Source organism: Flavobacterium sp. TMP13, from assembly GCF_050847115.1.
Classification (GTDB): domain Bacteria; phylum Bacteroidota; class Bacteroidia; order Flavobacteriales; family Flavobacteriaceae; genus Flavobacterium.
Window position 1 is genome coordinate 2,528,186 of sequence record NZ_CP193656.1, and the last position, 12,571, is coordinate 2,540,756.

15 protein-coding genes are annotated in these 12,571 nt (G+C 36.3%); all 15 read right to left on the reverse strand.

Translation table 11 applies throughout. The features are described from left to right. Positions 1–372: 372 nt before the first annotated feature. The 15 genes from ACRASX_RS10960 to ACRASX_RS11030 all read right to left on the reverse strand — a co-directional run bounded on the left by ACRASX_RS10960 (position 373) and on the right by ACRASX_RS11030 (position 12,570). Positions 373–1,032 carry a hypothetical protein gene (locus ACRASX_RS10960; RefSeq protein WP_432221243.1) on the reverse strand — a complete coding sequence of 220 codons (660 nt, stop codon included), beginning with the start codon at positions 1,030–1,032 and terminating at the stop codon, positions 373–375. A gap of 285 nt (positions 1,033–1,317) precedes the next feature. Then, positions 1,318–1,956 carry a thymidylate synthase gene (locus ACRASX_RS10965; RefSeq protein ID WP_432221244.1) on the reverse strand — a complete coding sequence of 213 codons (639 nt, stop codon included), beginning with the start codon at positions 1,954–1,956 and terminating at the stop codon, positions 1,318–1,320. Positions 1,957–2,148: 192 nt separating this feature from the next. Then, entirely contained in the window at positions 2,149–4,227 is a 2,079-nt protein-coding gene (locus ACRASX_RS10970) for a hypothetical protein (RefSeq protein ID WP_432221245.1), read from the reverse strand. After that, positions 4,227–5,036: a hypothetical protein gene (locus ACRASX_RS10975; protein WP_432221246.1), complete on the reverse strand. Its 810-nt coding sequence runs from the start codon at positions 5,034–5,036 to the stop codon at positions 4,227–4,229. Before ACRASX_RS10975 ends, ACRASX_RS10970 begins: the two co-directional genes overlap by 1 nt. Beyond that, positions 5,033–5,497 carry a hypothetical protein gene (locus ACRASX_RS10980; RefSeq protein ID WP_432221247.1) on the reverse strand — a complete coding sequence of 155 codons (465 nt, stop codon included), beginning with the start codon at positions 5,495–5,497 and terminating at the stop codon, positions 5,033–5,035. The genes ACRASX_RS10975 and ACRASX_RS10980 overlap by 4 nt, the downstream gene beginning before the upstream one ends. Continuing rightward, on the reverse strand, positions 5,487–6,320 hold the full coding sequence (locus ACRASX_RS10985; RefSeq protein ID WP_432221248.1) for a nucleotidyltransferase: 834 nt from the start codon (positions 6,318–6,320) through the stop codon (positions 5,487–5,489). The genes ACRASX_RS10980 and ACRASX_RS10985 overlap by 11 nt, the downstream gene beginning before the upstream one ends. 50 nt (positions 6,321–6,370) lie before the next feature. Next, positions 6,371–6,670 (reverse strand): hypothetical protein, encoded by a 300-nt coding sequence (locus ACRASX_RS10990; protein WP_432221249.1) that lies wholly within the window; start codon positions 6,668–6,670, stop codon positions 6,371–6,373. After that, a complete protein-coding gene (locus ACRASX_RS10995) occupies positions 6,648–7,034 on the reverse strand; it encodes a hypothetical protein (protein WP_066306030.1) in 387 nt (128 codons plus the stop codon). Before ACRASX_RS10995 ends, ACRASX_RS10990 begins: the two co-directional genes overlap by 23 nt. Before the next feature lie 2 nt (positions 7,035–7,036). Beyond that, positions 7,037–7,540, reverse strand: a complete 504-nt coding sequence (locus ACRASX_RS11000; protein WP_432221250.1) for a hypothetical protein — start codon at positions 7,538–7,540, stop codon at positions 7,037–7,039. 60 nt (positions 7,541–7,600) lie between these two features. After that, the gene (locus ACRASX_RS11005) at positions 7,601–8,575 is read right to left on the reverse strand and encodes a late control protein (RefSeq protein ID WP_432221251.1); all 975 of its coding nucleotides are present in this window, start codon (positions 8,573–8,575) and stop codon (positions 7,601–7,603) included. Then, positions 8,575–9,174 (reverse strand): DUF6046 domain-containing protein, encoded by a 600-nt coding sequence (locus ACRASX_RS11010; RefSeq protein ID WP_066306024.1) that lies wholly within the window; start codon positions 9,172–9,174, stop codon positions 8,575–8,577. Before ACRASX_RS11010 ends, ACRASX_RS11005 begins: the two co-directional genes overlap by 1 nt. Next, entirely contained in the window at positions 9,174–10,928 is a 1,755-nt protein-coding gene (locus ACRASX_RS11015) for a tape measure protein (protein ID WP_432221252.1), read from the reverse strand. Before ACRASX_RS11015 ends, ACRASX_RS11010 begins: the two co-directional genes overlap by 1 nt. A 219-nt stretch (positions 10,929–11,147) precedes the next feature. After that, positions 11,148–11,693, reverse strand: coding sequence for a hypothetical protein (locus ACRASX_RS11020; protein WP_432221253.1), 546 nt, complete (start codon positions 11,691–11,693; stop codon positions 11,148–11,150). Between the two features lie 77 nt (positions 11,694–11,770). After that, entirely contained in the window at positions 11,771–12,154 is a 384-nt protein-coding gene (locus ACRASX_RS11025) for a hypothetical protein (RefSeq protein WP_157492569.1), read from the reverse strand. Between the two features lie 5 nt (positions 12,155–12,159). Continuing rightward, positions 12,160–12,570 carry a hypothetical protein gene (locus ACRASX_RS11030; protein ID WP_432221254.1) on the reverse strand — a complete coding sequence of 137 codons (411 nt, stop codon included), beginning with the start codon at positions 12,568–12,570 and terminating at the stop codon, positions 12,160–12,162. Position 12,571 lies beyond the last annotated feature (1 nt).

The window sequence follows — 12,571 nt, forward strand, 5'->3', positions numbered from 1 at the left end:
GATTAAAGTTATCCTTATGTTTCCAAATAAGAAAGCAATTTGCTTAACTTTAGGCTTTCTACATTTAAAAAATAAAGCTACGATTTATTTTGGTTTAGAGTTGATTTTAGTATTTAAATATCCATTCTATGATCTTAATTGAGTCTTTTGCAAGCTGTTTTTATACTACAATTTTATACATTTTTTGGTTATAAAATTGCGTTGGATTCGTGACTCTGCTTTATTATTCTAGCTAACGTCTTGTCGATTGCCGTCGTTGGGATTAAAGATCCGAGATTTTTCCATTAGACACTAATTATCTAGGTATAAAATTATCTGTAAATTCAGCCTAAAATCCAAATATTTTGTAACGGCTGTTGTATGAAGTTAGTATTATTTAATTCTTTCGGCTATAAACTCTTCTGCAATTATGTAGCTTTGGTTTAAGAAAAAGTCATTTGGACTTACATCTTCATTACCAAATATTAAAACTTTTGCTTTTGGTTTATCTGCGTAACCTTTATCATTTCCAATAATTTCATTATTTGCAATAAAACTTAATTTATGTTTTTCGCAAACTTGCTTTATTGACTTTTCTAAAGATTTTGGAATTCTAATTATTCTATGTGAATACATTATGAATTGTTCTTCACTATTCCAAAAATATTCATTTACTGTAATCCAATTTCCTGTTTCTTTCTCTAAAAAATTGCTAATATCTCCAATAAATTCATTAATATTTTCTGGTTTTCCTTTTATTTCGCACTGAAGTTCATTTTCGTGATATTTTAATAACAAAGGATGTTTTTCAAGAATTTTCAGCTTTACGTATGGCAACATAAGTTCGTAAAAAAAGCCATTAAAATTTTCGGTATTTAGGCAAGTTAATTTCCATTGTTCGTATGCTATTGGAATGTCGTAACTATTTTGATTAATTGACAAAAACATTTCTAAAGTATTATTAGAAGGATTATAATTGTACGATTCAAGTTTTAAGTCAGAATCCTGATAGAATTCTGTTGTGTTAGTTATGTTAATTAATTTCTGAATCATTTTCCTAGTATTTTTGGTGTTTCGCTGTAGGCGGATTCAAGTTTCTAGCGCAATTTTTTACTGTAAAATTTTACCTTAATTTTCCAATTCATAAAGCAACTTTTTCATTTATTCATTGCTTCCGTACATTTTTTTCTTTCCACGAAAATAGAAATAAACTAATTTTTTAGTTATTTTCTATAATCGGCAAAACCAAAAGTACTAAAAAACACAGCGAAAAGTATCATTTAAAAACAAAAGCCTGTACATCTCCGTACAGGCTTTTAAATGCACTTTAAACACTATTTAACCAACGTTTAAATTAAACTTCGCCACATCACCGCTAAGCAACGCATTCGTACTATCTATGTTGTTAGCATAGATGTGAACGTTACCCAAAAACAAACTGATAGACTTCAACGGAACGTTGATTTGCTTACTAATCAAATACAAGTGATAAATATCGCTAGGCAATCCTAACGAAGCGTCAGAACTACGTTGGTACGCGCTTACAACCAACTTACCGTTATCAATTTGAAACTGAATCAAACTAAGACATGGCTGTTGGTTACTCTCGGTGTTATTAGAACCTAGAAATAAGACATAATTCTTTGACGTTCGTTTCTCTTTATTAATACGTTCAATAAGCCTCGGTAACTGCTCAAAGTATGTTGGATAGCTATTTACCAAGATAGGACCGCAATAATCCCACCACGACACGCCAATGCCTCTATATGCTTCTGTACTTCGTTCGCCCGACATGAACAAACCCAATTCGTCCTTTAATTTCTTTTTAGCCAAGCCGTGACTCTCAAAGAGCTCAAGCAGGTCAATTGGTTTTAATTCTAGCGATTGATTAAGCAAGTAGGTAATTGCTCCTTTTTTATTCTCCTGGCGTTTGCCATCGTCGAGAATCTTTTTTAAAATTTTGTGATACTTGTTCATTCGTTTTTTGATTGATGATTGATTTACGTTATATTTGCAGCTCTGACGTTAATTATTAAACATAGCAAAGCCAGCATAAGAAGACTTTTTTGTCCTCCAACGCTGGCTTTGTGCTAAATTTTAATTACCGTCAGAAAGTAAAAATTTGTTGGAGGACTTTTTTTAATTTCCCACCTCCCTAAGAACTATAAACTAATAGACAGTTTTTAAATTACCTGTAGAATCTTTATAAATACAGTCTAGTCCCAAGCCACCAGCTAGTGCCTCCGAATTATCGTTATAAGTCGGAAGGATAAATTTAAAGTTACCTAATTCGTCAATCTCTCCTCTAATGACTTCTACTTGATTAGCACTACCTGGAGTTGTCTTTTGACTAGTTATGAAGTGGATTCGTGACTCTCCTGTCCCTTTAGCAATTCCAGCTTTCAATTCTAAGGCTCCTCCATTTAAATTCGAAACCCCTGTAGTGATTCTTTTATATATCCCTCTTGAAACCCCTGAAGCACTTCCAATTGCAGCATAAACTGAGTTTGAGGCACTATTAACGGCAATACACTTCCAAAATCCGACAGAAGGCGCGTTCTGGCTTATAAAATCCCCATTACCACCAGCCTGTTTATATAATCCATAATACTCGGTAGCATATAAGTCACCTGTTAATTCATTTACAGCTATACTAGACCAATATTTTACACTGTTAGGAATCTCTATAAAAGAGCCTACTCCTCCAACCTGTTTATGTATAGGCTTACCATAAGATGTTAAAAAGACATCATGGGTAAATTGGTTTATTAATAAATAAGAGTCTGTACCATCGGCGACAGGTGTTGAAAATACAGTACCCAATGATTCTAAAGCTCCTGTTCCTCCAGTTTGCTTATACAGTATGTTACCATAACTCATTATATAAACATTGTTAGTTGTATTATCTACGACTATAGTTTTAGCGTTTATGGAAATTCCTACTGATTGCAGAGCTCCGATACCCCCAGCCTGTTTATAAAGTTTACCCCCTGCGTTTGCAATCGTAGCATACACATCTCCTGTTGTTTCATTTACTGCCACACCAAACCATGCTATACTCATAGGAGCTATGTTTACAAAATCTCCTAAACCCCCTGTTTGTTTATATACACCGTTATTTGTATTTGATCCAGCAATATATACATCATTTGTATTTTTATTTATAGCTATGCTAGTAATAGTGATAAAAGGAGCAGAAAACTGTAAGATAAACTCTCCTTCTCCATTAGTTTGTTTATATACTGCTGTTTTTGTGCACATATAAACATCGCCAGTATTTCTGTTTATTCCAGACACCGATAAATCTGTAAGAAGTAGTTTTTTATCCCATGATATCACCCCTTCAGCGCTACCTCCAGCCTGTATAGTCAAACTTCTACCGTTCGTGTTAGCATCTGTATCCTCTACTTTAAAAGTCCTATCTTTTGAATTACCAAAGGATAGGTCGCCCGTAGGTTTTTCTACATCAATACCTAAATTTTCCCCATCATCAGTAATTCTACTGTTACCTGCCCGTGTTCCGTCAATATTGTTATATTTTAATAGTTTATTTTTTATCCCATCATCAACCTTGTTAACTATAATAACATCACCAGCTCCTAGAAGTGATTGTCCGTTAATAGTTTTGAGGTTCACACCTGGAACAAGGACATCCTGTTTGTCGCTAACAACAATCGATAAGTCGCTAATGAAATCTCCTAATAATTTCCCCATCTCAGCCGTCAAAGCTTTCGTAACACCGCCTGTCGTAAGATCATTTACCAAGATAGTTTCCAAAGAAGTTTCCACCGTTTTAATAGCGTCAACAATCTCTTGAACCGTATCAAGGTTAATATCGTCAGAACTCAATAGCGTGTTAATCCCGTTTATTTGTTCTTGTAATAACTTTCCCTGTTCTGCCGTTAGTACCGCATCATAGCCGCCTGTAACGAGATCATTTACATACTTTAAATAAGCAAGTGAAAGTCGCCCAAATTCATCCAATGGCGCATAACCTCCTGCAATGCCCTTATTTCTTTTGTCTTCTTTACCCAAAAACAATTCCGCATGCGCCCCAGTATCAATCAAGTGCGCATCCAACACCGCAGCTTCCGCTTTAGCGTCCAGAATTTCGGAAATTCCTTCAATGTCTGCAACGGGTATTTTTTCGCCTTTCCAAAAAATGGAATCAAAGAACGCATGAAATTGCGTTTGTGTCGGTTTCAATCCTGTAAGAAACCAATTTTTAACTGTATTTTTAGTTGCCATTATGTTAGTGGTATTAGCATGTATTCGAAACTTAAATTTTGGATCGCACCGCCAAGTTCTCTAAGTGTTAGCTTAAACGAACTGTTGGTTTTTTCTCTGACCATCCATATAACATCATTGTCATTATCGTAGTTGGTGCCAATTGAAACCATAGAGCCAACAACCATATAATTGTTCGTTCCTACGGTCGGAAAAGTTACTGTTTGCAAACTATCAGCGGCAAAATCTGCCACAGCAAAAACGCCTTTCTTCAAAACACTAATTGTTGATGGTTTATTTTTAATAAAGTCATCTTTGGTGTCGTCTGCTTGCGTCCAATTTGGCTGCACGTTTTTTTCTGCTCCAACATCAATTGTCAACATCTTTTCATAAACCAGTACAAAGGCTGCAGAAAGCGCATCAAACGAACTTTGATCTGCTTTACCCAAAAGTCCTGCAACAATATCTTTGGTCGCAAAACCTCTTTTAAAGTCAGCCCAATCAATCGCACCAACGCCAGAACCAAACTGCACATAGCGCGTTTTGATAGATGGGTAAGAATTGTCGTTTAAGAAAACGAGCGATTCCGTATCTTGTTTTACAATTACTTTTGGCTGTAACACTCCGCCACGAAATTCCAACACTTCACCATTTACATAAACAACACCGTCACTAACAGTTGAACCTGTTACCGTACACCCTGAGATAATTGTTAAGTCTCCAACAATATTGCCCAGCGCATTAAAAACAGAAAACGCTGTTTGCAATTTTGCCAAAATATTGGTAGTCATAGGGAAACCTCCGACCTGATTAAAATCTATTGTATTCATATTGCTAATAGTTTGTAGCTTTTGCCTGCTAGTTTGTAAAATTCAATTGTTGCGGTGATCTCGTTTATTTTGTCAATCAATAATTGTCCTGGTACACTTACCAAAAAATCGACTGTTGTAGTGCTGTAATTAAAATCGGGCTCGAGATACATCGTTCCTAAAAACACTTCGAGATTTTCGGCAGGAGTAAAAATGTAATTTTGCTCTATACCGAGCGTGCCGTTAATTACAATTCGTCTTAATTCAGGATCATGTCTATCGTTTAAAACGCCTCTCAAATAACAGCGTTGGCCGTTGTAGGATAGCTTCAGTAAATTAGCCGTTCGCATTTGTTCCCAGTTGTAGTGCAAGCTTGCAATGGGAGAGACGAGCGCTTTAATAAAGCCAAACAATGCGGGTTTTCGCAAGAACGTCGGCAGCAATAGCAAAACCAGTCTATCCCAATCTATTTTATACCACATAAGTCACGTTATCAAAATTAGGAACTACAAAATACCCGCTCTCTGGTACCGTTTTAACCGTTATTGGCTGAGAAGGCAAATAAGCGTTGGTATTAATGTCTATGATCTGCGATTGAGCATTAATGATATTGGGAATTCGAACACCATCAACGAGTTGCAATTTGTCAACCAAGTGTGCCAGAACCAACTCACCGTTAAAGGGTAGTTCTTTCATGTACTCGAGTATCGCATCTTGCACCGGATAAGTTCCCAAAACGATACTCATACCTTCATCATTCAACACTAAAGGATCACGAAATATTTGCAAGTCTAAAAGCAGAATATCTGGCAAATGATTCACCACAATATACTTGACACCGCAGTCTGCTATTTCTTGAATGTAGGCATCAAACGCTGCCTTTTGAGGAATAGTTAATGGCGCTAAAACTCCTGCGCTCTCCGAGGCTATTTTTATCAATAGTTGTCCAGCGTTTTGAGTTATGGCACTGTACTTTATAATTTTTGAGTTTTCGATTTGTTCAACCGTAAAGCCATTGTTATTGTATTTGTCTGTGTCGGCTATTAAATCAAAGCCGTACTGAAATGCTTTCGCCTTGGTCCTGTACCAACTCGGGCGGTGCGCCATCTTTTGCTCAATGATGTCGTCGACTTCTTTTTTGTGGGTGTCAAATAAAGTTTCTAAAATCCAAATTGAAAATGCAACCACAAACACAAAGAGTCTATAAATAGCCGTTTTGCTGGAAGAATTTAATTCTGTTAAGTTTTCGTCTGCCGCAATAGCGTCAAACATTTCTTGTTGTATTACCTGTATCGTTCTAGCCATGTTGTTAAATCTGAAATCAAAAATCGTTAATCAAAAATCTGGAATCTTTTTTACCCTACTCTAAATGTTGAGCCTATCGCCATTGAGCCTATGCCAAGCTGTGGTATAATGTTTTCTTCTTGTAAGCCATTAAAGCCAGTAGCTACTATCATTTCCTTGGCGGCGAAATAGTCAACAATTTCTCTATCAATGATTGGACTTTCAAAAAGTTCAATGTTTTGTCCTGGCACCATTTCAGTTGTTATCGAAAATCCATTTTTAATAGCAATTTCAAAAACACTTAAAGCCGTACCATTGCTTTGAACTGCAATATCAAGTAAGCTTTGATTATGTAATATTTGCTTTTGCATGAGCTTTAAGTGTTCGGTTTTCTCGCTTTAGTTCGATAATCTCTACCTGCTGAAGCTTTATTTTTCTATCTTTCAATTTTATTTCCTCTTCCAGTAGACTGAATTTTCTATTCATCATCGCCTCAAATTCCTTATAGCGATCTTCATAGCGGTTTTTTAAATCATCCAGAATCTCTTTATAATGTCCAGACAATTTAATGTCATTATCAATGGCGATAGTGTCGGCTGATTCCCTAGCCTGTAAAACTTCGACTTTTATTTTTTCTACTTCTTGCTTGTATTTACTCCTAGCAAACAAAAAAGTCAAGTAACTTGTGGCTCCAGTTGAAACAATACCTATAAAGGCAACTAATAAATCATTCATACTTAATTCCCTTTTAAAAACTGATTAAATCTATTTTCAACGGCTTCAAATTGTGCCGTGTTATTTAATAATGTCGTCGCACCGTTAATAGTATCAGGAGTGGTCAGTGTAAAACTCATCCCCTTAATTGCTGCAATCAAATCGCTCATTAATCTCTTGAGTGTTTCATTTTCCTTTTGAAAAAGAAAACCTTCCTTATCCACTTGAAACTGAACTTGCTCGATATTCAAATCCAAACTTTCAATTTCTGAGTAAGCCTCAACATACAACCGGTTTATATCTTCATTTATCGGACTAATCAAAACAGAGCTTTCCACCTTTGGAAACAAGTAAAATTTTTGATTGTTCCCATCCAATATTGCTGATAGCTGAACATCTAAAAGCTTCAAGCCATCTGCCTCAACAACACAAGTTCCTTTGTCCTTATCTACTGAAACAACAACGGCGGGAAACGTATCTACATCTCTTTTTTTTAATCTTCTAAATGCCTCTGTTAATTCGCTCATTTTTTTGTCATTACGATGAGTTGCGAGGCACGAAGCAAAGCAATCTCATCCCTATTAGTTCTATAACCTACTACCTAAAGTTACTTTTCGCCTTGCGCCTCCAGTATCAAAACTCGTGACAACCTTTTTTATAAAATAATTTCCCTCACGGTTAGGGTGCTCTTCATCAATTAATTTTGCTTTCATTCCCCTGGTGGCGAATGGAACTAAAAAACTAACCACATCACCGTCAAAACCGTCATACTTCATTTTTGCCAGTTCAGCATTTGCCATTTTCTCCAGTTGCTTTTTATCTGAAACTACTGAAGTGGTGTACTCTCGTTGTTCCCCATCCATGTCCCCAAACTCAACACTTTCCTTTTTGTTTGTTTTAGGGTCTATATAATTATACTTGATCTTAATGCGCCTTTCGTTTGCACTTTTAAACTCTAAGTTGTTTTCAACCAGATTGTAATTCAAATCATAAACAACCGTTTCACCTATATTTGTCAACTGCTGTAAGCCTACATACAATTTTCCTTCATCGTCAATAAATACCGTTTGCGCTAAATCCTTTCTTAAGCTTTCCAGCACTTGCGCGCCGTTTGCGTTTCTAACAGTCCATTTATTAAGTGGAATATCTTGACCTTTCATAAAGCGTGACATCTCTATTGGAGTTTCCTTTATTACTTCCTGAACAATTTCTTTAATACTCGTTTTAGCCCAACTTATATTGATATTGTTTCGCCTTAACAGCCACATCGCATCCTCACATTGAATTTCAACTGGGATTTTGGGGCTTATTTTTTTAACAAAACCCGTAAACTCCACACCTTCATAAATACCCTCATAGGCCAAAGTAATGATGACTTTATCACCCACTTTTATAGCTTCTTCAGTATATTTTTGCACTCCATTTTGACGAATTTTAAAACGGCTAGGCAGTTTAATAAGTGCTGTATCGCTCAAATCATCGACCGACTTTGTAATTTCAATACCGTGAACAGCATTAAACACATATTCGCCTATCTCTACTTTTCCATCCAGTATATACATTAGCTCAATAGGTTGGTTTTGTTTTTGTTTTTATCATTTAAATCAGCAAAAAAATCATCGTCACCTAGTGCTCTAATCGTGTATTTTTGCAATCCGCTTTCTCCAATCATTTCATCCCAATCCAAACTTTCAAGAACTATTTTTCGAATACCAAACAGTTCAAAAAAAGCGTTGTCCTCAATGTCAACAGCATCGTTAACTTCAAACAGATCATTTAGTAATTTAACCTGGTCCGCTGGATAAGCTTCCGGATCATTCAAATTGATACACACACCTTTTATTGTAATCACTTCATCGTCTGTAGTAATATACTCCTTTACGGAACGTTTCTTTTTCTTCCCTACGGTTGCCGTTTTTACAATAGTTTTAGACATCCCTATCGAAATAATAGGCTCATTTGGAAAAAGAAATTGTTCACCTTTATACGACACTTTTAATGTCATAAAATACTTAGCACCCATTAACTGTTTGGCGTTTATGCCTAACAAGTCCGGCAGCTTATATCTTGACTGGTTCTTTTTCCACCACATTGGGAAAGCAGGACCTATATAATCGAGTGTAGCACGTACTAGTATTTCTTTTATATTAAATTCAGCCATTAGTTGGTTTGCATTTGGTTCACGCTATTTACAGCGCGCAATAATAACTCTTGTACTTTTTCGCCTAATTGCTCAATTCCTTTTTCAGTCGATTCTACAAATATTTTAGTGTCGTCTTGAAGTTTTGAAATAGTGATATTTATTGTAGTCATTCTAGAACCACCCGAAACTATATTATCCGATTTATCACCCTTACCTTTTTTACCTTTTCCACCTTTTCCGGTATCATTCATCAAATCAGCGAAAGCTTCAGATTTTTCCTTTTTCAAGTAATCAGGGACAACTGCCTTTTTAGCGGCTGGTTCAACTCCCGCTTCCTTAGCTTTCATGTTTACACCATCGTTATATCCTTTAGAAAATGTTTTGGCGGCTTTTAAGCCGTCATCAAACAATTTCTTTTTAGAGTCAACGCCCATAAGATCACCTACTGCTTTCTTACCTATCTCGAATGCACTTTTAAAATCACCGCTAAAAAATGCCTTAAGAGCACTTCCAATTCCGGTAATACCTGAAAGCAAGTCCTGAATTCTATTGATTACATATTCTTTAATCGCAGTTCCAAAACCTTTTAAAACTTCCCAAGTTCCCATTACAATTCCTCTAAATCCTTCAAATCGAGTCCAAAGCGTCCAGACAATAGCTATTAATGCGGCTATAGCAATTACAACCAATCCTATTGGATTCATACTCATAACAAAGTTAAGAGCAGTTTGCGCAGCCGTTGCTAACCACAATTGAGCTTCAAAAATTGCAAACTGAACTGAGAAAAGCCAAAAACTTGCATTTGTAGCGACAAAGCTTATTCCTAATCCTGTAATCAAAGCGGCAAAGAAAAACAGTAGCGGTTTTGCGTCTGTTATCCATTTAATGACACCTGCAACTGCATGGCCAAAAGGAATAATGTTATTAGTAACAGTAATTCCTATATCAATTAAAGGAGAAACCCAAGTGGCAAATGCCATTCCTACTTTAGAAATAACATTTTGCAATGTTCCCATCATAGTACTCCATTTACCTCCCGCAGTTTCTGCCATTTTATTCGACATATCGTAATATCTTCCACCTTCGGTTGTAGCCAACCTAAACGCTTCCTCAATCATGTTCGCGCTTATTGCACCATCTTCCATTTTCTTCTTTAAATCACCCATAGAGATTCCTGTGTTTTCGGATATCACTTGCAGCGGGTTAAAGCCCTGGTTAATTAATTGCAATAAATCCTGACCCATTAATCGGCCAGTAGCCATAATTTGAGAATATACTAATGATAAACCGCCTAGCTTTTCCTGATTCCCCATGGCAACATCACCCAGCATTTTCATATTACCCATGATTTTTTCATTAGCAATACCAAAACCAAGCATCGTTTCAGCACCTTTTATGATACCTTCATTACTATAAGGTGTAGCGTTAGCGTAATCATTCAAGTTTTTGAGCATCACGGTGGCTTTATCCACGGAACCAAGGAGGACTTCAAACTTAATGTTGGTTTGTTCCATCTCGACACCCATATTGAAAACAGCTTTTATACTGCCAATAACGCCAAGTCCTATTCCAAGTGCACCTACTAAACCAATCAAACTTTTAAAGCCGCTTCCCATTGTGTTGGTAAATGAACTAGAAGTTCTTTCAGTAGTTCTAAAATTGTTGTTCAATTCGCCTACACGATTATTAGTCATACCCACACTAGCCGCTATTTGGTTCAAGGATGAACTAGCGTAGTTTTTCATTTGAATAATAAATTCGTAAGCACTCATAGTATTAGCTTTGGGATGATTCTTTTTCTTTTGTTCTTATGAAATGCAAGTTTTGCACCTCTTCGCACCATTCAAGATCGCTCATTTTTTGAGGGTTTTTAATGTGCATATAATACCGTAAATAGGCATCTAACAGCCTAAAATTGATATGTAGTTTTGCTCCTGATTCTGTCACGTAATCAAAAGATGAGGGGTCATTGTTGTCAATAACCGCCTCTTCTAAAGCTTTTTTATAATCGCTACTTTCATGTTTTGTAGCTTCTCAATAGCTTGGTACAACGGGAAACGCACATTTGCATTATCTCTATCATCAAAGACTGCATCTTTTGAAGTACAAACCGCTTCGAATAATTTTTCTTGAGTAACAAATGGTTTATTGCCCGGGTTTTTCTTTTCAGCTAGTTTCAAATCATCCCTAGTGATCATGCGCACTTTGCAAGTAGCATCGCCAATAGTAATGATATGGTTGTTTTTTTCTTTAGTAATTTCGGCTTCATCAAAATTGAAAAACTCTTTGATCTCCTTACGAGCTGGAAGAAAATACTCATCATTGGTTTTGATTTCTTCATCACCACCAATAAAAAGTAAGTTGATCATTTGTTCGCCAAAAGCTAAATCGCCACTATCCTGCATAGCAGTAAAAGCGCGCTTGAAATCTTTCATTTTCGGCTCACGCAAATAAGCTGTTTTGTCTTCTACAGGCAAAGCGTAAACGCTGCCGTATTTATCTTTCCATTCTTGGATTTGTGTGTCTTCAATTTTCATTTTGTTTGTTGTTTTTTTGTTTATAAAAAAAGCCACCCGCCAAGGCGAATGGCTTTTTACATATTATTAATTTGCACCTAGCAGTTGTCCCTATTTTGCTTTATTCCTATCTTAGATATTCGCAACTTGTGACCAATACTAAAGTTAGATTGCAACTTTTCTTTATATGTAGTACTAAAAATTGGTCGCCATTCCTGACACCAACCTACGTCTAAAACGGTGGCAAAAGTGTTGTTTTTTAAGTCTAGCGAGCGATACAAATAGCTTTGACCCTGGTCAAAATAAAATACTTCAGTATGAAATGAAAAATCAGTTACTAAAGCTACGTTTCCAATTTCGTAAGGGATAATCCCCTGTGTGAAACTAGGTTCTTGTTTTTGCTCCAAAGTCGGTGTAGTTGCCGACATCGTGAAACTGATCATCCCGATCAGCATCATAAAGAGTCCAGTTGTTGAACGCATTGTTTTTATTGTTGATGCTTAACATCTAAGAAAATGAAAGGCAACTCGACTAGCATGTTTTTATCGCCTTGCTTCATGGATTTTTTATACTCCGTAATTTCGCAGCTCGCAAGCACGTCAATAACAGTTGCGCCACCATCATCAGGAGCAAAAGCCCAAATAATATCAAAGTTTAAGGAATGAATGTCCTTATTTGGTGCTGCTTTAATCATGGCTTCCACCTCTGATTGCCAAAGCGTTATTTTACCCTCGTAGTCTTTATTTCCGCGAGTAATACCGTGTCCTTTTCCGCCACGACCTCTTAGAACTGCTTTGTCTTGTTTTGAAGTGTATTCTACATCTTCGATTCCCTCAACGATGCGTCCAGCCATTGCAATAGAAATGTCATTCCAAGAATATTGTTTAGAACTATACATA